The sequence below is a fragment of the Bauldia sp. genome, assembly GCF_965232525.1.
Lineage (GTDB): Bacteria > Pseudomonadota > Alphaproteobacteria > Rhizobiales > Kaistiaceae > Bauldia.
In genome coordinates this window covers 3,674,447-3,695,042 of the sequence record NZ_OZ246980.1, presented here as the reverse complement: position 1 = coordinate 3,695,042, position 20,596 = coordinate 3,674,447, and the positions used below count along the sequence as shown (strand labels likewise).

20 protein-coding genes are annotated in these 20,596 nt (G+C 64.6%); 15 read left to right on the top strand and 5 right to left on the bottom strand.

The genetic code is table 11. The features are described from left to right. Positions 1-19: 19 nt before the first annotated feature. Positions 20-538 carry a hypothetical protein gene (locus ACO076_RS17535; RefSeq protein ID WP_421724107.1) on the bottom strand — a complete coding sequence of 173 codons (519 nt, stop codon included), beginning with the start codon at positions 536-538 and terminating at the stop codon, positions 20-22. A 170-nt stretch (positions 539-708) separates the two neighbouring features. Here ACO076_RS17535 and argS point away from each other — a divergent pair, with 170 nt between their 5' ends. The 11 genes from argS (at position 709) to ACO076_RS17480 (ending at position 11,885) form a co-directional block, all read left to right on the top strand. Next, positions 709-2,466: an arginine--tRNA ligase gene (gene argS, locus ACO076_RS17530; RefSeq protein ID WP_421724106.1), complete on the top strand. Its 1,758-nt coding sequence runs from the start codon at positions 709-711 to the stop codon at positions 2,464-2,466. Between the two features lie 53 nt (positions 2,467-2,519). Next, complete coding sequence (locus ACO076_RS17525) at positions 2,520-4,754, top strand: SPOR domain-containing protein (protein WP_421724105.1); 2,235 nt, start codon at positions 2,520-2,522, stop codon at positions 4,752-4,754. Positions 4,755-4,771: 17 nt separating this feature from the next. Further along, a complete protein-coding gene (gene nagZ / locus ACO076_RS17520; RefSeq protein WP_421724104.1) occupies positions 4,772-5,803 on the top strand; it encodes a beta-N-acetylhexosaminidase in 1,032 nt (343 codons plus the stop codon). A 2-nt stretch (positions 5,804-5,805) separates the two neighbouring features. Continuing rightward, positions 5,806-6,621, top strand: a complete 816-nt coding sequence (locus tag ACO076_RS17515) for a segregation and condensation protein A (protein WP_421724103.1) — start codon at positions 5,806-5,808, stop codon at positions 6,619-6,621. After that, the gene (gene scpB, locus ACO076_RS17510; RefSeq protein WP_421724102.1) at positions 6,614-7,315 is read left to right on the top strand and encodes an SMC-Scp complex subunit ScpB; all 702 of its coding nucleotides are present in this window, start codon (positions 6,614-6,616) and stop codon (positions 7,313-7,315) included. Before ACO076_RS17515 ends, scpB begins: the two co-directional genes overlap by 8 nt. A gap of 152 nt (positions 7,316-7,467) precedes the next feature. Next, positions 7,468-7,683, top strand: a complete 216-nt coding sequence (locus ACO076_RS17505) for a twin-arginine translocase TatA/TatE family subunit (protein WP_421724101.1) — start codon at positions 7,468-7,470, stop codon at positions 7,681-7,683. Between the two features lie 51 nt (positions 7,684-7,734). Next, the gene (tatB, locus tag ACO076_RS17500) at positions 7,735-8,187 is read left to right on the top strand and encodes a Sec-independent protein translocase protein TatB (protein WP_421724100.1); all 453 of its coding nucleotides are present in this window, start codon (positions 7,735-7,737) and stop codon (positions 8,185-8,187) included. Further along, on the top strand, positions 8,184-9,020 hold the full coding sequence (tatC, locus tag ACO076_RS17495; protein WP_421724099.1) for a twin-arginine translocase subunit TatC: 837 nt from the start codon (positions 8,184-8,186) through the stop codon (positions 9,018-9,020). Before tatB ends, tatC begins: the two co-directional genes overlap by 4 nt. A 134-nt stretch (positions 9,021-9,154) precedes the next feature. Beyond that, a complete protein-coding gene (gene serS, locus ACO076_RS17490; RefSeq protein ID WP_421724098.1) occupies positions 9,155-10,447 on the top strand; it encodes a serine--tRNA ligase in 1,293 nt (430 codons plus the stop codon). Between the two features lie 4 nt (positions 10,448-10,451). Continuing rightward, entirely contained in the window at positions 10,452-11,222 is a 771-nt protein-coding gene (gene surE / locus ACO076_RS17485; protein ID WP_421724097.1) for a 5'/3'-nucleotidase SurE, read from the top strand. 3 nt (positions 11,223-11,225) lie between these two features. Beyond that, positions 11,226-11,885, top strand: a complete 660-nt coding sequence (locus ACO076_RS17480; protein ID WP_421724096.1) for a protein-L-isoaspartate(D-aspartate) O-methyltransferase — start codon at positions 11,226-11,228, stop codon at positions 11,883-11,885. A gap of 82 nt (positions 11,886-11,967) precedes the next feature. On the opposite strand, the gene ACO076_RS17475 is transcribed toward ACO076_RS17480, so the two are convergent. The 4 genes from ACO076_RS17475 to hemB form a co-directional block, all read right to left on the bottom strand. Further along, a complete protein-coding gene (locus ACO076_RS17475) occupies positions 11,968-12,714 on the bottom strand; it encodes an arginyltransferase (protein WP_421724095.1) in 747 nt (248 codons plus the stop codon). Positions 12,715-12,740: 26 nt separating this feature from the next. Then, a complete protein-coding gene (locus tag ACO076_RS17470; RefSeq protein ID WP_421724094.1) occupies positions 12,741-14,579 on the bottom strand; it encodes an SLC13 family permease in 1,839 nt (612 codons plus the stop codon). An 85-nt stretch (positions 14,580-14,664) separates the two neighbouring features. After that, positions 14,665-15,156, bottom strand: coding sequence for an RDD family protein (locus tag ACO076_RS17465; RefSeq protein WP_421724093.1), 492 nt, complete (start codon positions 15,154-15,156; stop codon positions 14,665-14,667). 111 nt (positions 15,157-15,267) lie between these two features. Then, positions 15,268-16,305, bottom strand: coding sequence for a porphobilinogen synthase (gene hemB / locus ACO076_RS17460; protein ID WP_421724092.1), 1,038 nt, complete (start codon positions 16,303-16,305; stop codon positions 15,268-15,270). A gap of 128 nt (positions 16,306-16,433) precedes the next feature. On the opposite strand from hemB, the gene ACO076_RS17455 reads away from it, so the two are divergent. From ACO076_RS17455 to glyA, 4 genes are all read left to right on the top strand, one after another. Then, on the top strand, positions 16,434-16,850 hold the full coding sequence (locus tag ACO076_RS17455; RefSeq protein WP_421724091.1) for a DUF6163 family protein: 417 nt from the start codon (positions 16,434-16,436) through the stop codon (positions 16,848-16,850). Positions 16,851-17,035: 185 nt separating this feature from the next. Next, positions 17,036-17,548 (top strand): transcriptional regulator LdtR, encoded by a 513-nt coding sequence (gene ldtR / locus ACO076_RS17450; protein ID WP_421724090.1) that lies wholly within the window; start codon positions 17,036-17,038, stop codon positions 17,546-17,548. Positions 17,549-17,850: 302 nt separating this feature from the next. Beyond that, positions 17,851-19,122 (top strand): L,D-transpeptidase family protein, encoded by a 1,272-nt coding sequence (locus ACO076_RS17445; protein WP_421724089.1) that lies wholly within the window; start codon positions 17,851-17,853, stop codon positions 19,120-19,122. Positions 19,123-19,267: 145 nt separating this feature from the next. Beyond that, entirely contained in the window at positions 19,268-20,569 is a 1,302-nt protein-coding gene (gene glyA / locus ACO076_RS17440) for a serine hydroxymethyltransferase (protein WP_421726766.1), read from the top strand. Positions 20,570-20,596: the final 27 nt, after the last annotated feature.

Sequence of the window (20,596 nt, the reverse complement as noted above, 5' to 3'; positions counted from 1 at the left end):
CGACGGCATCGTTATCAAGTCAACTGGCAAGACTCACAAACTCGATCTCGGCAACGACGTTCTCGTCGTCATCCGGGGAAGCAGCCTTGAGTACCGAGAGGACGGCACTCTTAAGAAAGGCCGCATTGATAGCATCGAGCTTCGCCAGAATGACGATGTTTTCTTCCGTTTCGATGACATGAATACTGGCGTTGCCATGCTGCTCGATGTCCTGGCCAGGGGTGGTGGCCTCACGGTCTTCAAGCAAGCGTTCTGCAACGATACGACCGTTGGTGGAGCGGACTGCGGGGGGCTCGAGGGCCTCAGCGGCGGTGGTCTCCTGAAGAACAACGCCTGCGACGATATCCTCAACGGTGAGCGGGTCGGTGATAAGCACAATGGCAGTGCGAGAACCGTCGACGGCGGTGGGCGCTCCGACGCCTACGTCTTTAGGACCGATCTGCTGGAGGCCGGGATCGACCGGATCGGCAAGTTTCAGGCGAGGGAGGCCATCCGGCTGCACGTTGACGTGTTTGTTCGGACGGGCGGTCCTGGCCATTTCATGCGGAGGTTCTTTCGTTAGCGAGGTCGGGCTTGGGTCCGCCGGCCGTTGACCTCACGGCGAAATAAGGCCGATGGTTAGGGGCTTTCTCGTGCCGTTGGCCGGCGTCCGTTTGACCCGACCCTCGATATGGGCTAGGCGCCCCGGCAATCCGGACAAGCTGGCCCATGACCATCTTCAAAGACTTCACGCGTCGGTTGACGGCCGCCGCTCAATCAATCGCCGCGGACGCGGGCATGGCCGATCTCGACACCAGCCGCCTCGTGGTCGAACCGCCGCGCGATCCTGACCACGGTGATCTGGCGTCCAATGCCGCGATGGTACTCGCCAAACCGCTGCGGGCGAAGCCGCGAGAACTCGCAGAGCGGCTGGCGGCGGCGCTTGCCGACGACCCAGACATCGAGACGGTCGACGTCGCCGGACCGGGCTTCATCAACCTGCGGCTGACCGACGCCTATTGGCATGGGACGCTCGCCGCCCTGCTCGCCGCCGGCAAGGCCTTTGGCCGGTCCGAGATCGGAGCCGGCGAGAAGGTCAATGTGGAGTACGTTTCGGCCAATCCGACCGGGCCGATGCACATCGGCCACTGCCGCGGGGCGGTGGTCGGCGACGCGCTCGCCAACCTGCTCGACGCGGCCGGATATGCGGTGACGCGCGAATACTACATCAACGATGCCGGCGCCCAGGTCGATGTCCTGGCGCGGTCGGTCTACCTGCGGTATCGCGAGGCGCTGGGCGAGGTGATCGGCGCTATTCCCGAGGGACTTTACCCTGGCGATTATCTGAAGCCGGTCGGCGCGGCGCTTGCCGCTGAGTATGGCGAGACGCTTCGGGACATGGCCGAGCCGGCGTGGCTACCCATTGTCCGTGCGGCCACCATCGACGCGATGATGGCGATTATCCGCGACGACCTGGCGACCCTCTCGATAAGCCACGAGGTGTTCTTCTCCGAGCGGTCGCTGACGACCGGCGACCCGAACGCCATCGAGACGGCGATCGCGGGGCTCGCCGAGCGCGGTTTGGTCTATCAGGGCCGGCTGCCGCCGCCGAAGGGCAAGTTGCCGGACGATTGGGAAGACCGGGAGCAGACTCTGTTCCGCGCGACCGAGTTCGGTGATGACATCGATCGGCCGCTCAAGAAGTCGGACGGCAGTCCCACTTACCTGGCTGCGGACATCGCCTATCACGCCGACAAACTACGGCGCGGCTTCCAACACATGATCGATGTGGTCGGCGCCGACCATGGCGGCTACGTGAAGCGGATCAGCGCCGCGGTTCGCGCGGTCGGCGGCGATGACGTCGATTTCGAGATCAAGCTGGTCCAGATCGTGCGGCTGATGCAGGGCGGCGAACAGATCAAAATGTCCAAGCGGGCCGGTGACTTTGTCACGGTTCGTGATCTAGTGGATGAAGTCGGGCCGGACCCTATCCGGTTTATGATGGTGTTCCGCAAGAACGACGCGCAACTCGACTTCGACTTTGACACGGTCACCGAACAATCGAAGGACAATCCGGTTTTCTACGTCCAGTACGCCTATGCGCGGACCTGTTCGGTATTCCGGCAGGCGTCCAGCGAGGTGCCGGACCTCGACGCATCGCCGACGGCTCTCGCGGGCGCCGATCTGTCAGCGCTCGTCGACGAGGGCGAGATCGCGCTGGTTCGCCGGCTGGCGGAATATCCGCGGGTCGTCGAGGCGTCGGCCGAAGCGCGCGAGCCGCACCGAATCGCGTTCTACCTTCATGAGCTGGCTTCGGACTTCCACGCCCACTGGAACAGGGGCAAGGAGTTGCCGCAATTGCGTTTTATTAACCAAACGGACTCAGAGTCGACGTTGGCGCGCCTCGCTCTTGTTCATGCCATTAATCTGGTGTTGTCGTCAGGGCTCGCTATTCTTGGTGTGCGCGCGCCTGAGGAAATGCGTTGACGTCGCTAGGGGACGAGCGACCCGCTGAACCGCGGAAGTGAAAGCTGAATTCGATGCCCGATCGTTACGATCCAAAAGTACCTGTGCGCCCGCCCGGCGAACGTAAGCCGGCAGCCTCGACCGATGGGGACGATCCGCTCGCGGAACTGGCGCGTATGGTGACGGGTCGGGCCGGCTTCGATCAGCCGCCAGAAGAGCCAACGGACGTTCCGGCGCCCGAGACTACGGCCGATGGCGACCTGACCGCCGATCTGGAATCCGAACTCCTTAACGACCTTCAAGCTTCGTTCGCTGCCCTGGGCGAGCCGCTCGCCGATCCGGCGCCGGCGGATCAAGAGCATGCCACTCCGGAGGCTGAGATCGAGCCGCCGGCGGCTTCGCATCCGGCGGATACGATCCCCCCAGAGGATTTTCAGACGACCTCCGAGTTTGTGCCGCCGGCGCCGGATGCGGACGTTTCCGAGCCCCTTTCACCCACACCGGAAGACCCGCTTCTGACTGTCGAGGATGTGCTCGCGGAGCTCCAGGCACCTGATCTCACCCCGGCGCCACCGCCGGCCGCTGCGGCACCGCCTGTGCCGCCCGAGCCTCCAACGGCCGAGCCTCCCGTGGCAGCATCGGCCGCGCCGGAGCCAGTTGCGCCGGAGCCGCAGTTGCCTCAGGAGGCGACCACGCCACCACCAACGGCGTTGCGCAGCCCGGCGTCCGATGTTGGCGCCCCGACACCATCGCAGCCACCCGAACCGCCGCGCTCCGCACGACGCGCGCCCGAGCAACTCAGCCGGCGCTCCGACTTTTCACGCCTGCAGCTCAGGCCTTCGCGTCCCGATGCTTCGCCGGAAGCGCCCTCGGACCCGACAGAGGCGGCGCCTGCGACTGAAACCGAACGTCCGGCGAGGCGGATCGGTGATCGAGGGAGCCGCCTTGCGCCACGGCCGGCCGGCCGGGTACGCGCCGAACCGTCCCGACAACTTGCCAATCGCGGCGAGGCCCGTGATGTCGCTCGGCCGATGCCCGACATGCCGCCGCCTGGCGACGCGGACTTCCTCGAGGACTTCTCTCTGGACGATCTCGACACGGCGAGCTTCACGCCGGAGGACGAGTTGCCTCCGTTTCCCGAGGAGGAACTCGCCAATCTCAAGCGGCGCCGGTCGGGCCGGGCCGTGGCGATCATCGCGGTCATCCTTGTCGTCGCGGCCGCCGGCGCGGCGGGTGCCTATCTGATGAGCGGGGGTACGAGCAGCGACGCGCCTCCGCCGGTGATCACCGCCGATACGTCGCCAGCCAAGGTGTTCCCCGAAGAGACCGGCGCCACCGATGAGGAGCAGCAGGGCAAGCTGATCTACGATCGCGTCGATGAGGGTGACTCCGGGGCCGAGACGACCCTTGTCACGCGGGACGATCCAATTGCCGAGGTTCCCTCCGAGGATCCGGCGCTTGCCGACAATCCGATCGCGCGGGTCATCGTCCCTGGCGGGCCGGGCGTCGATGGCCCGATCACCGATGCAGGTGATGGCAGCGGCGGCGCGAACGAAGCGCCGGCTGTCGTTGCCGATGATGTGCACACTCCACGGAAGGTTCGGACGGTCGTGGTTCGACCGGACGGGACCATCGTCAGCAGCGAGGCGGTCGAGGAAGGCGCGGCCGACGCGACCGAAGCTACACCCGCTCCGCCGATCGAAGAAAGCCTCGACACGGTGGTCGCCGATGCGCGCACCGAGATGGACGCGGTGCTGGAGGGGCAGGACGTCGCGGTCGATCCCGATCCGCTCGGGGTCACCGATCCCGATCGGGCGCTGGCTTTGGCGCCCAGTGAAGTCGGGTCGGCGGCGGCCGAAACCGAGGCGGTTGTCGCGGAAACCACGGTGGTGACCGAGACGCCGGCGAACACGTTACCGGCCCCAGCGCCCGAGCCGGCGCCGCTGCCGACGCCACAGCCGGAGGCCTCGGCCCCGGCGCCAGCACCCGAACCGCCGGCAAACACTAATGGCGGCCCGATCGATCTTGCCGCAGGCACCGTGCCGGCTGGACCCGCGGCCGGCACCGGTGGCGTGCTGGTCCAGGTCTCGGCCCAGCGGACCGAGGAGGCGGCCCGGTCCACCTATCGCGAACTCCAGGCCCGGTACCCCGGGATCCTCGGGCCGTATCAGGCAGCGATCATTCGTGCCGATCTCGGCGACCGCGGCATTTATTACCGCGTCCGGATCGGACCGTTCTCCGATAGCGATGCCGCGCGGCTCTGCGACGATCTCAAGGCTGCCGGCGGTGACTGTTTGCTGGCGCGCTGATCCGACGCACGGGGGCCATGGCGGCGAAAGCCTTCATATCCGGCTGCAGCGGTCTTCGACTCACGGCCGAGGAACGAGCGTTCTTTGCGGCCGAACAGCCCTGGGGGCTGATCCTCTTTCAGCGTAACTGCGAGGCGCCTGAGCAGGTCGCTGCGCTCGTCGAAGGGTTTCGGGCGGCCGTTCAGCGAGCTGATGCACCGGTCCTGATCGATCAGGAGGGCGGCCGGGTACGCCGCCTGAAGCCGCCCTATTGGCCGGACTATCCCGCCTGCCGATCGATCGGACGGGTTGCGGAGGACGATGCAGAACGCGGCATTCGCGCCGCCTGGCTGCAGGGGCGGCTGATCGCCGGCGATCTCGCACCGCTCGGGATCACCATCGACTGCGCCCCAGTGCTCGACGTGATCGCGGCCGGTGCCAGCGAGGCGATCGGCGATCGGTCTTTCGGTAGCGATCCGGGCCTTGTCACCAGCCTCGGTCGCGCCATGGCTGACGGGCTGATCGCCGGCGGTGTCTGTCCGGTGGTGAAGCACAGTCCTGGCCAGGGCCGCGCGGTGTCCGACAGCCACATCGGCCTGCCGATTGTCGATGCCCCGCTCGACCGACTCGTCGACACCGACTTCCCGCCGTTCGTCGCGCTGGCCGACCTGCCGGCGGCGATGACCGCGCATATCGTCTACACCGCAGTCGATCCGACACAACCGGCAACCACCTCTTCGGTGATGATCCGCGATATTATTCGCCAGCGAATCGGTTTCGACGGATTGCTGATGAGTGACGACATTTCGATGAACGCGCTGGCGGGAAGCTACAGCGAACGCGCAACAGCGATCCACGACGCGGGCTGCGACATAGTGCTCCACTGCAACGGGCGGATGGACGAGGTGCGGGCGGTCGCCGAGGTTGCCCCCGAACTCGGCGGTCGATCTGCCGAGCGCGCGACGCGGTTGCTGGCGTCGATCCGTCCACCGACGGATTTCGACCCCGATGCCGGGCGGGAGGAACTTTTGGCGCTCGTCGCGTCGGTCGGCTGGGCGGAGGCATCCTGACCATGGCCACCGACCAGTCCGAGATGTGGGAGACTTTTCAGCCGATCGAGCGCTCGGGCGCCGAGCCGGCTCTGGTGGTCGATGTCGACGGTTTCGAGGGGCCGCTCGACCTTCTGCTGGCGCTGGCCCGCACCCAGAAAGTCGACATCACCCGGATTTCGATCCTGGCGCTGGCCGAGCAGTATCTGGCGTTCATCGAAGAAGTGCGCAAACTGCGGCTGGAGGTCGCCGCCGATTACCTGGTGATGGCGGCGTGGCTCGCCTACCTCAAATCGCGACTGCTGCTCCCCGAACCCGAGACCGACGAGCCGAGCGGCGAGGAGATGGCAGCGGAGCTGGCATTTCGCCTGCAGCGGCTCGAGGCGATGCGCGACGCCGCGGCGCGGCTCGCCAATCGCGATCGCCTCGGCCGCGACGTGTTCGCCCGCGGCGCGCCGGAACCGGTGTCGGTCGTCAAGTACAGCGAGTATTCGGCGACGCTATATGATCTCTTGTCCGCCTATGCCGCGCGCCGGCAGGAGCAGGCGATTGCGGTGGTCCATGTCCGGCGCCGCAAAGTCTGGTCGTTGCAGGAAGCCAAGGACATCCTCAGTGGGATGATCGGGTCGCTCGCCGATTGGGCGCCGCTCGACACGTTTCTGTCGCCCTATCTCAACCCTGAGGATCGCGCGACGGTCACCGCGAGCTCATTCGGGGCGAGCCTTGAGCTTGTCCGCGAAGGGCGCATCGAGATGCGCCAGACCGAGCCGTTCGCACCGCTCTACATCCGCGATCACAAGCCGATCGCACCCGTACCTACGGAGGCCGACCATGGCTAATCCCAATCCCGTCGTCACCATCGCCGTCGACAACGACGCCTTCGCGGAGGGCCAATCGCCCGAGGAGCGCCGCCAGGCGCGGCGCATGGCCGAGGCTCTCCTGTTCGCTTCGGCCGAGCCTCTGTCCGCCGACGAGATCGCGGGCCGGCTGCCCGCGGGCGCGGACATTGCGGGGCTGTTGGATGAACTAAAACAGGTTTATGCCGACCGCGGCGTCAATCTGGTTCAGGTTGCCGGCAAGTGGTCGATGCGGACCGCCGCCGACCTCTCGTTTCTCCTCTCGCGCCACGCGGTCGAGCAGAAGAAACTGTCGCGGGCAGCGATGGAGACGCTGGCGATCATTGCCTATCACCAGCCGGTGACCCGCGCCGAGATCGAGGCGATCCGGGGTGTCGCGACATCGAAGGGGACCCTCGACCTGCTGCTGGAGACCGGCTGGATTCGCCTGCGCGGCCGTCGCCGGTCGCCCGGGCGTCCGGTGACCTACGGCACCAGCGACGCTTTCCTCTCCCATTTCGGTCTCGAAGGCGTCGGCGACCTGCCGGGGGTCGACGAACTGAAGGCCGCCGGGCTGCTCGACAGTCGGGTGCCGTCGGATTTCGAGATGCCGGAGCCGCACTCGGATGACGCGCTGACCGAGGACGAAGACCCGCTGGACGAGGCCGAGTTGGCCACAAACGACGGGCCAGTATAAGGCTTCGGCGCCGTTTTCGGGTCTCCGTGGGCCCTCGGTCAGGCGGCAAAGTTTGCTTTGGGCCCCCACTCAACCTAAATCGGAGTGGGGATTGATTGCGGGCGGGCCGCCGGTCTGCGATAGTCGGCGGAGAGAACAGGTGGAGTGAACCAATGGGTGGTTTGAGTCTCTGGCAACTTCTGATTGTTGCCGCTGTGGTGATTCTTCTCTTCGGTCGCGGCAAGATCTCCGATCTGATGGGTGATGTCGCCAAAGGCGTGAAGAGCTTCAAGAAGGGCCTCGCCGATGACGACGAGCCTGAGAAGATCGAGGATAAGCCCGCGATGACGGTCGACGCCCAGGCGTCGGAGAAGACCAAGACGACCTGACCGCGATAACGCGATCGGGTCGGCGGCAGGATCGGCTGCCGCAGCGGTACTATGCTGGATATCAGTTGGGCAGAGCTTCTGTTTATCGCGGTCGTCGCGATCATCGTGATCGGACCGAAGGATTTGCCGCGCGCGCTTCGGGCGGTCGGTCAATGGACCGGCAAGGCGCGGCGGATGGCCGGCGACTTCCAGCGCCAGTTCAACGAAGCAATCCGCGAGGCCGAGCTCGATACGGTCAAGGACCAGGTCACCAACATCGGCAAGATCGATCCGGTCGGCAGCGTGCGCAAGGAGATCGGGAAGGTCGAGGCCGGCATCAAGGGCGATCTGAAGGCGATCGGCGAAACAGCCAAGCCGACCGAACCTGAATCCGCCACTGCATCAGAGTCGGCACCGGTGAAAACGGAAGCCGCGCCGCCCGCGCCGGAGACCAAGGCTGATGCTGCGGCCAAGCCGGAGCCCGCGACCGCGCCCAGTGTCGCTTCCGGGAACGCAAAAGCGTGAGCGAAGAGACGGCCAAGCCGGACAAGGCCGAAGAGCCGGCCGATGAGGTCGAGGCCAGCCGTGCCCCACTGATCGAGCACATCATCGAGCTGCGCGGCCGGCTCATCCACGCGATGCTTGCCGTGCTCGCGGCGTTCGTTGTCTGCTTCATCTTCGCCCAGGACATCTACAACGTGCTGGTCATCCCTTACGAATGGGCGGCGGGGCCGACCCGTGAGGTGCGCCTGATCTACACGGCGCCACAGGAATTCTTCATCACTCAGATCAAGGTGGCGCTGTTCGGCGCGATCTTCTTCGCCTTCCCGGTCATCGCCGTTCAGATCTACAAATTCGTGGCGCCGGGCCTCTACAAGCATGAGCGCGGCGCCTTCGTTCCCTATCTCGTGGCGACCCCGCTGCTGTTTATCCTCGGCGCCGCGGTCGTCTATTTCATCATCATGCCGCTGGCGCTTGGTTTCTTCCTCGGCCTCGAGCAGGAAGGCGGCGACGGCCAGGCGGCGATCGAGCTCTTACCCAAGGTCAACGAATATCTCAGCCTGATCATGACGCTGATCCTGGCGTTCGGCTTCGTGTTTCAGCTTCCGGTGGTTCTGACGCTGTTGGCGCGGATCGGGGTAGTAACCGTCGAGTCGCTGAAGAAGTTCCGTCGCTACGCGATCGTCGCCGCGTTTGCCGCGGCCGCGATCCTGACGCCGCCCGACATCATCTCGCAGTTCGGTCTCGCGATCCCAACGATCCTGCTCTACGAGGGATCGATCTTCGCCGTGCGCATCGTCCAGCGCCGCCGCGAGGAGGCGGACGCCGCGCGCGCAGCCGCGGAGGCGGCCGAGTAAGGGGCGGGGGGCTTGGCCAAGGGCACTCTTCCCTCCTGAGTCCCAGCCCGCTAAGACAGCGCCGTTCCTGCTGCGGCAGCAGAGTCGGTTGAACGAGCCTGCTAGCGGCCCTCTTCTCGTCCGGCGATACCCCCATGCACGACATTCGATGGATTAGCGAAAACCCGGAAGCATTCGACCGGGCGATGGTCGACCGCGGCGCTGCGCCGGCGGCCGCGGAACTGGTCGCACTCGACGAGGAGCGACGCGCCCATATCGTCGCGCTGGAGGAGGTACAGGCGCGGCGCAATACCGCGTCAAAGGCGATCGGCAAGGCGAAGGGCAGCGGCGACGAGGAGACCGCCCAGCGGTTGATGGCCGAGGTCGCGGACCTCAAAACGTTCCTTCAGGAGGCTGAAGCAAAGGGTAAGGCGCTGGACCAGACCCTGGACGATGCGCTGGCGGTGCTGCCGAACGTTCCCGCCGAGGGCGTGCCGGTCGGGCCCGACGAAGCCGCCAATGTCGAGTACCGGCGGTGGGGAACTCGGCCGGGCCTGAACGACGCCAAGGAGCATTTCGCCCTCGGTGAGGCGCTCGGCCAAATGGACTTCGAGACCGCCGCCAAACTCTCCGGTTCGCGCTTTGTCGTTCTCCGCCGCGATCTGGCGCGGCTCGAACGGGCGCTCGGCCAGTTCATGCTCGACCTGCATGTGGACGAGCACGGCTACGAGGAAACGCAGCCGCCGCTGTTGGTCAGGGACGAGGTGCCGTTTGGCACCGGCCAGTTGCCCAAGGCGGCGGAGGATATGTTTCATGTCAGCCGCGGGGCCGATGGCGGGCAGAACGATCTCTGGCTGATCCCGACCGCCGAGGTGCCGCTCACCAATCTGGTGCGCGAGTCGATCCTGACCGAGGACGAACTGCCGCTGCGCTTTGCGGCGCTGACGCCGTGTTTCCGGTCCGAGGCGGGCGCGGCAGGCAAGGACACCCGCGGGATGCTGCGCCAGCATCAGTTCGACAAGGTCGAACTCGTGTCGATCACCGCGCCCGAACAATCGGCCGACGAGCACGAACGCATGCTCGCCTGTGCCGAGGCTGTTATGCAACGGCTCGACCTGCACTACCGGGTGATGACGCTCTCCACGGGTGACATGGGGTTCGCCGCCCGTAAGACCTACGACATCGAGGTGTGGCTACCGGGCCAGGCGACATACCGCGAGATTTCGTCCTGCTCGGTCTGCGGCGACTTTCAGGCGCGGCGGATGAGGGCGCGCTATCGGCCGAACGAAGGAAAGGGGACTCGGCTGGTCCACACCCTCAACGGGTCCGGTGTCGCCGTCGGCCGGGCGCTGATCGCGGTGATGGAGAACTACCAGAATCCGGATGGGTCGATTACGGTACCGGATGCCCTTCGGCCTTACATGGGCGGCCGGGAAAGGATCGGCTGAGGCCATGCGCATTCTTGTCACCAACGACGACGGCATCTACGCTCCGGGACTGGAGGTGCTGGAGCGGATCGCCGCCGAGCTGTCCGACGATGTGTGGGTGGTGGCGCCCGAGACGGATCAAAGCGGCCTATCGCACTCGCTATCGCTGAACGATCCGTTGCGACTGCGCCAGGTGTCGGAGCAGAAATATGCGCTCCGCGGCACACCGACCGACTGTGTGATCATGGGGGTGCGGCGGCTGCTCGGCGGATCGCCGCCCGATCTGGTTTTGTCCGGCGTCAACTCCGGCCAGAACATCGCTGACGACGTGACTTATTCCGGGACCGTAGCCGGGGCGATGGAGGGAACGCTGCTGGGGGCCAGGTCGATCGCGCTCAGCCAAGCCTATACGTTCGAAGATGGTGTTCGTAACACACCGTGGGAGACCTCGGAGGCGCATGCACCGGACATCATTCGCCGATTGGTCGAGTTCGGTTTTCCCGCGGCCGTGCTCTACAACATCAACTTCCCCAACCGGACGCCGGAACTGGTCACCGGGCTGATGATCACGGCGCAGGGCCGGCTGACCCACGGGCTCCACATCGACGAGCGGACCGACGGCCGGGGCAATCCGTATTACTGGCTCGCCTATCGCCGCGCCAGTCCGGACATCAAGCCGGGGACCGATCTGGAAGCGCTCAAGGAGGGCGCGATTTCGGTGACCCCATTGCGCCTAGACATGACCGCCTACGACCTGGCCGATCCGTTGCGTAAGCACTTCAACGGAGACGACTGATCGATGCCCGAGATGGACACCGAGGAGCGCCGGATTCAAATCGCCGAACTGCTCCTGCGGCTCCGGCAGGTCGGCATCACTGATCAGAAAGTCCTTTCGGCGATCGAAGCGGTGCCGCGCGACGTCTTCGTCGAGGCCGAAACCCGGGGCGAGGCCTATGCCGAACGAGCGCTGCCGATCGACTGCGGCCAGACGATCTCCGCGCCGGTGGTCGTCGGCATGATGACCGCCGCGCTCGATCTGGAGCCGGAGGACCGGGTGCTCGAGGTGGGCACGGGAAGCGGATATCAAGCCGCGGTGCTCGCCAAGCTCTGCAGCCGTGTCTACACCATCGACCGGTTCAGGACCCTGGTGGGGACTGCGGAATCGCGGTTCAAGACGCTGCGGCTCGACAACATCAGCACCCTGGTCGGCGATGGCATGGAGGGCTGGGCCGAGCACGCGCCGTTCGACAAGATCATCATCACCGCCGCGGGCGACGCGGTGCCGGAGGTGTTGTTCGAGCAACTGCGCACCAACGGCATCCTGGTCGCGCCGATCGGTCCGCCTGAGGGCATCCAGGAGCTCAAGCGATACGTCCGTACCGAGGCGGGAATCGACGAATCGACACTCGCCGACGTGCGCTTCGTTCCGTTGATCCGGGGCGTCGCCGAGCGCTTATAACGGTAGTAAATTTAAAAAAATCAATGACGTACGATTGATTGCTGAGGTCTCGTGCCAGCACCGGGGCCACGGCGTCTCGCTGTCAGTCGACCCGCAGCCAGCCGCGGGCCATCAGATGTTCCTGGGGCCGGAAGCGGCGCTTGTAGTCCATCTTCGGCGATCCCTCGACCCAGTAGCCTAGATACACATACGGCAGTCCCATCTTCCGGGCGCGGCCGATATGGTCGAGGATCATGTAGGTGCCGAGGCTCCGGTCCGAATAGTCCGGATCGTAGAACGAGTAGACCATCGACAGGCCGTCAGCGAGAACGTCGGTCAGCGCGGTAGCGATCAACGGGCCTTCGCCATGACCGGTGATGGCGGTATCCGGTCCGCGGAAGCGATACTCGACTACCTCGGTGTCGACGTAGGATTCGCCGACCATCATGGCGTAGTCGAGCACGCTCATGTCGGACATGCCGCCCTCGGCATGGCGCGAATCGAGATAGCGGCGGAAGAGATTGTACTGGTCCGATGATGGGCTGGCGGTGACGCCGGCGCCGATCAGATCGCGATTGCGGCGCATCACCCGTGCCATGCTTCGGGTTGGGGTGAAGGCATCGACGATGCAGCGAATCGACACGCATGCGCGGCAGCCCTCGCACGCGGGCCGGTAGGCGATGTTCTGGCTGCGCCGGAATCCGCCCTGGGTGAGCAGGTCGTTCAGTGCACCCGCCCGTTCGCCCACCAGATGGGTGAACACCTTGCGCTCGGACCGGCCGGCCAGATACGGACAGGGCGCCGGGGCGGTCAGGTAAAACTGGGGCGTTTCGGTCGGCTGGTGGGTCATGCCGGATTCAGGTCGCGTCGGTTGGGTCACCACAGCCCATAATACCAAGGGCCGACGAAGGTGTAGACCACCCACATCAACAGAACGAGCGGCGATCCGCCAATCACATAATCACGAAAACGATAGTGACCAGGACCCATCACCAGGAGATTGGTCTGATATCCGATGGGCGAGGCGAAGGCGCAACTCGCCGCCAAGATCACCGCGACCACGAACGGCATCGGATCGTTGCCGGTCCTCAGCGCAAGCTGCAGCGCTATCGGCGTGAACAGCACAGCAGTGGCGTTGTTGCTGAGGACGTTGGTGAGTACCGCCACCACCAGGAATAGGACCGACAGGGTCACGCTCACCGGATAGTCGAGCACCGCATCTAGCGCTGCGTTGGCGATGAAGATTGCGCCGCCGGTCGCCTCCAGGGCCGCGGCGGCGGCAAGGGATGCGCCGACCATCAGGAAAATGCGGTGGTCGAAGGCGCGCATCGCCTGGCGGATGTTGAGACAGCCGAAGGCGATCATCGCGAAGGCGCCGGCAAGAGCACCGATAACGATGGGGCCAATACCACTCGCCGCATAGACGACCATCGCGGCGAAGATGATCAAGGCGCGTCTGGCATAGCGCCGGGTCGGCAGATCCGCGGCTGACCACTCGAGAAGCAGCAGATCGCGATTGAGCCGGAGACCCTCGATCGCCTCCCGCGTGCCGCCGACCAGCAGCACGTCGCCGGCTTCGAGGCGGATATCGGACAGCGGCATGCGCGGCATGCGGCTCCGGCGCTCCACGCCGAGCACCACGGTGCCGGTCTCCAGGTGGATCGCCGCCTGCTCGATCGTCCGGCCGATCAGGCGCGAGCCGGGGGCGACGACCGCTTCCGCCAGAGTGACGTCCTTGGTCGGCATTACCGGCGGGGTCTCACCCTCAAAATCGCCGGATTCGCGCGATGCCGGCGTGGCCGCCGCTTCCGAGATTGCACGGGTCAGCGCATGGCGCGTGGCGGCGACGATCACCGTGTCACCTGGCCGGAGCATCAGGTTTTCGAACGGCGGGAGGAAAGGATGTTCGCCACGCTGGACCAGACGCACGGTCATGTCCTTCAACGCCGGGAACATGCCCGAGACCGACTCCATGCCGGCGAGGGGATGGCCGTAGGTCACGTCGATCTGGGCGATGAACTGCTTGCCGCTGCCGCCGGTCATCTGGTCGGCCATGCCGGCCCGGGCCGGCAGGATGCGCGGCAGGACCAGGGCTACATAAGCGAAGCCGAAGACGGCCATAATCGCCGCCGGAATGGTGAACTCGAAGAAGCTCACCATCAGGCCGCCGGCCTGTTCGGCGACACCCGCGGCCAACAGGTTGGTCGACGTGCCGATCAGGGTGGTCTTGCCGCCAAGTAACGCGGCGAAGCTGAGCGGCATCAGTACCTTCGATGTCGCGATGCCGCGGGCGGCGGCAATCGCCGAGATGATCGGCAGGAACATCACCACGACCGGCGTGTCGTTGACCACGGCGCTGGTCACCATGACCACGAACAGGATGAGGATGACGGCGCCCATGCCGGTCTTGGAACCGTAGCGGGCGAGGATGGCCGTGGGCCGCTCGAGCGCGTCGGTCTGGAACAGTCCCTGGCCGATCACCAGCATGGCCAGCACCGTGATCAGAGCCTGATTGGAGAATCCGGCAAGCAACGCATCGGGCCGCAGCGGGCTGTCGATGTCGAGCATCATCGGCGCGAGCCAGAACAGAACCAGCCATGCGACCAACGAAGCGATGGAGACCAGTTCGATCGACCATCGCTCCATAGCAAAGGCGACGACCATCGCGACGATCATCGCGAAGGTCAGCCACATCATGACGTCAATCGCCGTCATCGGTCTTGTCGGCTCATGATCAAGCAGACCTCCGCAGGCCCAACCCGGGATCGCATTGCCGACCGGTATTGCAAGGCGCCAAGCGTCACGTTTCCAGCGTGTCAAGCGGCCCGGCATTCAGGACCAAGGTGCCGAGCAGGACATCATGCAGCAATTGCCGCCGCCGGGTGAAGAGGCCGAGAAGGAGGATCAGCGGTGTGAGGAGTCCAATGGAGAACCAGAAAATCAGGGCGTGCATGATGGCCAGCAAGGGAAACGGCCGTCCGCCGTTCCAGGTTCGCATTTCGGTGGCGGTCAACTGCATGCCGATCGTCGCGGCCTTCGGCCCCCCGAGGGTCAATCCGATGTAGGTCAGCGCGACGATCGCGAATAGCGCGCCGTACAAGACCCATCCAATTCCAAGCGTGATGAAGCCGACGATAAAAACCACCAGTGCCGCGGGGATCATGAGAGCGAAGACGACAATGGCGTCGATGAAGAACGCCACGACCCGTTTGGACAGCACCCCGTCGTAGAGCTCAGGGTGCTCGTCAGGATCGAACGCGGCATATCGCATCGACGACGTGTCGTCGTTCATCCCTTGTCTCCCCCGGATCGTCGTTCCCCAGCCGGCGCAAGAATGATCATCTCGGCGACGATGCGCAAGCGCTGGAACATGCCGTTGTCGGTTTCTCGATAAGCCGGCGGGTTACGTGCCGCGCGCGAGACGTTCCGCCGCCGCCGGCGCAAAATAGGTGAGGATACCGTCGGCGCCAGCGCGTTTGAATGCGACCAGGCTTTCCAGCATCGTGCGCTCGAGGTCGGTCCAGCCGTTGGCCGCCGCAGCGTGGATCATCGAAAACTCGCCAGACACCTGATACGCGAAGGTCGGGACGCTGAAGCTCTGCTTCACCCGATGGACAACATCGAGATAGGGCATCCCAGGCTTGACCATCACCATGTCGGCCCCCTCGGCCACGTCAAGCGCCACTTCGCGCAACGCTTCATCCCCGTTGGCCGGATCCATCTGATAGGTGCGCTTGTCGCCCTTCAGCGTGGCGGAAGAGCCGACGGCGTCGCGGAACGGCCCGTAGAAGGCCGAGGCATATTTCGCCGCATAGGCCATGATCTGAGTGTTGGTGTAGCCCTTGGCGTCCAACGCTTGCCGGAGCGCGCCGACGCGGCCATCCATCATGTCGGACGGCGCGATAACGTCGGCACCGGCTTCCGCGTGGAGGATCGCCTGGACGGTCATATGGGCAACCGATGGGTCGTTGACGATCTCGTCGCCGACCATCAGCCCGTCCTGGCCGTGGCTGGTGTAGGGGTCAAGGGCGACATCGGTGATGACCCCGACGTCGGTTGTCGCCTCCTTGATCGCCCGACACGCGGCGCAGACAAGATTGCCCGGGTTCAGAGCCTCGGTTGCGCCTTCGTCGCGCAGGCTCGGATCGGTGTAGGGGAACAGCGCGATTGCGGGGATGCCGAGATCAGCGGCGTGTTTGGCGGCGATCGCTGCTTCGTCGACGGAAAGCCGATCGACGCCCGGCATCGACTCCACGGGTTGGCGGACGCCCTGGCCATCCACAAGAAATATCGGCCAGATCAGATCGTCCACCGACAGGCGGGTCTCCCGCACCAACCGGCGCGACCAATCCGCCTGCCGGGGCCGGCGCAGGCGGCGCCCCTGAAGGATGGTCGCCATATCCAGTTCATCGACAGATGGCGGCGTGCCTATCTTGGTCATGACGAAGTCCTCTTCGCGCGTATCAGCGACCGTCCGACGCGGCGCGGGATCACTGGTCACCCTGCGGTGGCCGTAGTAAGCCTCAGACCCAGCCGGCGCGATATCCGGTGCCGTTTGTCGATTTCACAATGACGCTTAGAGAAAATCAGACGGAAAGTCAGCAGCCCGAGAGCCGGCTTGCGTTGGCGCTGACCATCTACGGTCGGGTTATGGCCCTGATCCTGATGGGACTCGGATTGCGCCATTGGGCGGTGATCGTCGGCGTCCTCGATGGGCCGTTCGGCAGCTTTGATGCCATGCCGACCGATTGGAAAGTTGCGACCATGCATCTGGCCGTGGTCGATCTGGTCGCGGCCGTCGGCCTATGGCAGCGGGTCGCCTGGGGCAACGTCGTTTGGATCTACGCCGCGCTGGCCGAAGTCGCCATGCATACGGTTTTTGCGGACACTTTCGGGAACGACCTTCCGATCATCATGTTTCACCTAGTCACCCTCGGCGGCTACCTCGTGCTGTACGTTTTGGAGCGCCGGGAAGCGGCTCACTGATCCGGAATCTGGTCCTAATCCATTGAGATATATCGAGATTCAGGATTCGTTGATCATTCGAATCCAAATCTTCTCGGTAAGCCCCCATTAAGTTTGATGTTTAAGCGGTTTTTCAGCGCCGCCTCGTAACCTCGCCGATAACCCAGGAGGGCTGAACCCACCGGGACAAAAGCGAGGCGTACGAAATGGCAAACCTGAAGAAGGTGTCGGAGGCCGCGTCGACACCGGTGGACAACACCGACATCAAGCCGCTTTACCTTGAGGCTCTGACCCTGGTCGAACGGCTGCATCGCCGCCTACTTGACGTCATCAAGGACGAATTCGAACGATCCGATCGATCGGACGTCAATGCGGTCCAAGCTCTGCTTCTCTTCAATATCGGTGAGTCGGAATTGACTGCCGGTGAACTGCGGACCCGCGGCTATTATCTCGGCTCGAACGTGTCCTACAATCTGAAGAAGCTGGTCGAGATGGGCTATATCCACCACCGCCGCTCGCGGATGGATCGGCGCTCGGTGCGGGTGAGCCTGACTGAGAAGGGGCAGGAGGTGGCCGATATCGTCAACGATCTCTACGATCGACACATCCGGTCGATCCACCAGATCGGCGGCATCGCGCCAGAGGACTTCCGCTCCCTGAACCAGTCGCTGCAGCGCCTGGAGCGGTTCTGGACCGACCAAATTCTCTATCGCCTCTGATCGACATGGCTGCCGCGCGTTGTGGCGGCGCTGGCGGCACTCTCGCACTGTTCCCCGCCGGCCAAGTGGCAGGATGGCAACGGTCGACGTCGACGCATGTTCGCAGTCGACTCCAGACACGAAAGTGCCATATTAACCCGCAGAAAAGTCTATAGCGGCTAGATTGGACGCCGGAAGTGGCGGCAACGCTCGCGAAACGAGGCGAAACCTCGGTTTCGGTGGCGGTGCCAGCGTCGGGCCAGGCTGCTGGATAGCGGCGTCTGAGCCACCGGATGACGGTGTTGGGTGGGTGAAAGCGATCAATGCGACTTAACAAACGCGTTACCAGGTCTGTCGGCACAACGGCGTGCGCTGTTGTTTTTGGGTTCGGTGTGTTCTCGGAAGCCGCCGCGGCGCAGGATCCGATCCAGCAGGTTCTGCAGCAACGGGCGGCCGAGTGGTCGGACGGTTTCGATTCCGGTGTGGTCAGTGCACCGGAGGTGCGGACTAACGCGCCGATCCTTTCCGCGGCCACTGTCGACGCCGTCGGACGCGCGATCGAACAATACTCCGAGATCGTTGCCAGGGGCGGGTGGCCAATGGTGCCGGCCGAGCAGGTGCTTCGCATCGGCGCCAGCGGTCCGGCCGTGGCGGCGCTACGGCAGCGACTGATCGTTTCCGGCGACCTTGACGCATCGCTCGGCGTGTCCAATGCCTTCGACTCCTATGTCGACGCGGCGGTCAAGCGGTTCCAGGCCCGGCACGGCATTCCGGCCGACGGCATCGTCGGCAACTCGACCTTCGCGGCGCTCAACGTGCCGGCGACCGTCCGGCTCAATCAACTCGCCACGAACCTCACTCGCATCAAGATGCTGACCAGCAAGCTCAGCGAGAAGTTCGTGATGGTGAATATCCCCGCCGCGCAGATCGAGGCGGTGGAGAATGGGTTTGTCGCCCAGCGTCACACAGCGGTGGTCGGCAAGGTCGATCGGCCGTCGCCGATCCTGTCGAGCGCTATCCACGAGGTGAATTTCAACCCGTTCTGGACGGTTCCGGCGAGCATCATCCGCCGCGACCTGATCCCAAAGATGCAGAGCGATCCGGATTACCTCGACGAGTACCGGATCCGCATCTACGACCCCGGTGGAAACGAGCTGCACTCAAGCCAGGTCAACTGGTATTCGGACGAAGCGACCAACTACATGTTTCGGCAGGATCCGGGTGACTTCAATTCGCTCGGCCAAGTGCGGATCAATTTCCACAACAAGGACGGCGTCTACATGCACGATACGCCGGCCAAGGGGCTGTTCAACGAGGAGTACCGATTCGACTCTTCAGGCTGTGTTCGGGTCCAGAACGTTCGGGAGCTGATCACTTGGCTCCTGCGCGACAACGAGGGCTGGGGCCGCGGGCAGATCGACGAAATGTACCGGAACGGCGAGCGTCTCGACCTGCGATTGAAGAGATCGGTCCCGGTCCACTGGACCTATTTCACCGCTTGGTCGATGACCGACGGCGTCGTGCACTTCCGTAATGACATCTACGGTCTCGACGGTTTGGAGCAGTACGCTTCACAAGCCGGCACTCAGCTCTAAGTTTCCTTTTCGTACGCAGCGGCCGGCGCGCCAGGGGCGGTCCTTGGCGCGCTGCCGGTGTTTGTGATACGTCCGGCCGTCGATTGCCGGATATCGCCGCGATTCCGACACCGCTACCCACAGGAACGAAGCTGACATGTCCGTGATGAATTCCGCCGTTGAGCCGGCAGCCGAGTGGGGCTTCTTCACCGAGAGCCTCGCCGACAGCGATCCCGAACTCGCCGACGTGATCGCCGGCGAACTGAAACGCCAGCAGGACGATATCGAGCTGATCGCATCCGAAAACATCGTTTCGCGCGCGGTGCTCGAAGCACAGGGTTCGGTGCTCACCAACAAATACGCGGAGGGTTATCCGGGTCGCCGGTACTATGGCGGCTGCGAGTTCGTCGACATCGCGGAGACGCTAGCGATCGAACGCGCCAAGCAGTTGTTCGGCTGCGGCTTCGCCAACGTCCAGCCCAACTCCGGCAGCCAGATGAACCAGGCGGTGTTCCTGGCGCTGCTGCAGCCCGGCGATACGTTCATGGGCTTCGACCTCGCCGCGGGCGGGCATCTCACCCACGGGTCGCCGGTCAATCTGTCGGGCAAATGGTTCAACGTTGCGCCGTATGGCGTGCGCCGCGACGATCATCTCATCGACTATGACGAAGTCGAGCGCATTGCCCACGAGGCCAAGCCGAAGCTGATCATCGCCGGTGGAACCGCCTATTCGCGCATCTGGGACTTCGAGCGGTTTCGGGAGATCGCCGATGCGGTCGGCGCGTACCTGATGGTCGACATGGCGCACTTCGCCGGCCTCGTCGCCGGCGGCGTCCATCCATCGCCGTTCCCGCATGCGCACATCGCCACCTCGACCACTCACAAATCCCTCCGCGGTCCGCGCGGCGGCCTGATCCTCACCAACGACGAGGCACTCGCCAAGAAGATCAACTCAGCGGTGTTTCCCGGACTACAGGGCGGGCCGCTTATGCACGTCATCGCAGCGAAGGCAGTCGCCTTTGGCGAAGCGTTGCGGCCCGACTTCAAGATCTACGCCAAAGCCATTGTAGACAATGCCCGGGCACTCGCGGAAACGCTGCGCGAGTCGGGTTTCGACATCGTCTCGGGCGGGACCGACAACCACCTGATGCTCGCCGACCTGCGGCCGAAGGGATTGACCGGCAAGGTCTCGGAGAAGGCTCTGGTTCGCGCCGGGCTTACCTGCAACAAGAACGCCGTACCGTTCGATCCCGAGAAACCGTTTGTCACTTCAGGCGTCCGTCTCGGTACGCCAGCCTGCACCACCCGCGGTTTCGGGATCGCCGAGTTCCGGGAGGTCGGTCTTATGATCTCGGAAGTTCTGGACGCGGTCGCGCAATCGGAGGACGGGGCGGCGCCGCTCACCGAAGTCGCGGTCAAGGAAAGAGTTCACGCTCTGACGGCGCGCTTCCCGATCTATCCGGGCTGACCGCCGCGACCGAGGACGGCTCACCTT

Excerpts from the sequence above, each read along its gene's own strand:
- ACO076_RS17535 (WP_421724107.1), bottom strand. The coding sequence starts at position 538 with ATGGCCAGGACCGCCCGTCCGAACAAACACGTCAACGTGCAGCCGGAT.
- argS (WP_421724106.1), top strand. The coding sequence starts at position 709 with ATGACCATCTTCAAAGACTTCACGCGTCGGTTGACGGCCGCCGCTCAA.
- ACO076_RS17525 (WP_421724105.1), top strand. The coding sequence starts at position 2,520 with ATGCCCGATCGTTACGATCCAAAAGTACCTGTGCGCCCGCCCGGCGAA.
- nagZ (WP_421724104.1), top strand. The coding sequence starts at position 4,772 with ATGGCGGCGAAAGCCTTCATATCCGGCTGCAGCGGTCTTCGACTCACG.
- ACO076_RS17515 (WP_421724103.1), top strand. The coding sequence starts at position 5,806 with ATGGCCACCGACCAGTCCGAGATGTGGGAGACTTTTCAGCCGATCGAG.
- scpB (WP_421724102.1), top strand. The coding sequence starts at position 6,614 with ATGGCTAATCCCAATCCCGTCGTCACCATCGCCGTCGACAACGACGCC.
- ACO076_RS17505 (WP_421724101.1), top strand. The coding sequence starts at position 7,468 with ATGGGTGGTTTGAGTCTCTGGCAACTTCTGATTGTTGCCGCTGTGGTG.
- tatB (WP_421724100.1), top strand. The coding sequence starts at position 7,735 with ATGCTGGATATCAGTTGGGCAGAGCTTCTGTTTATCGCGGTCGTCGCG.
- serS (WP_421724098.1), top strand. The coding sequence starts at position 9,155 with ATGCACGACATTCGATGGATTAGCGAAAACCCGGAAGCATTCGACCGG.
- surE (WP_421724097.1), top strand. The coding sequence starts at position 10,452 with ATGCGCATTCTTGTCACCAACGACGACGGCATCTACGCTCCGGGACTG.
- ACO076_RS17480 (WP_421724096.1), top strand. The coding sequence starts at position 11,226 with ATGCCCGAGATGGACACCGAGGAGCGCCGGATTCAAATCGCCGAACTG.
- ACO076_RS17475 (WP_421724095.1), bottom strand. The coding sequence starts at position 12,714 with ATGACCCACCAGCCGACCGAAACGCCCCAGTTTTACCTGACCGCCCCG.
- ACO076_RS17470 (WP_421724094.1), bottom strand. The coding sequence starts at position 14,579 with ATGACGGCGATTGACGTCATGATGTGGCTGACCTTCGCGATGATCGTC.
- ACO076_RS17465 (WP_421724093.1), bottom strand. The coding sequence starts at position 15,156 with ATGAACGACGACACGTCGTCGATGCGATATGCCGCGTTCGATCCTGAC.
- hemB (WP_421724092.1), bottom strand. The coding sequence starts at position 16,305 with ATGACCAAGATAGGCACGCCGCCATCTGTCGATGAACTGGATATGGCG.
- ACO076_RS17455 (WP_421724091.1), top strand. The coding sequence starts at position 16,434 with ATGACGCTTAGAGAAAATCAGACGGAAAGTCAGCAGCCCGAGAGCCGG.
- ldtR (WP_421724090.1), top strand. The coding sequence starts at position 17,036 with ATGGCAAACCTGAAGAAGGTGTCGGAGGCCGCGTCGACACCGGTGGAC.
- ACO076_RS17445 (WP_421724089.1), top strand. The coding sequence starts at position 17,851 with ATGCGACTTAACAAACGCGTTACCAGGTCTGTCGGCACAACGGCGTGC.
- glyA (WP_421726766.1), top strand. The coding sequence starts at position 19,268 with ATGAATTCCGCCGTTGAGCCGGCAGCCGAGTGGGGCTTCTTCACCGAG.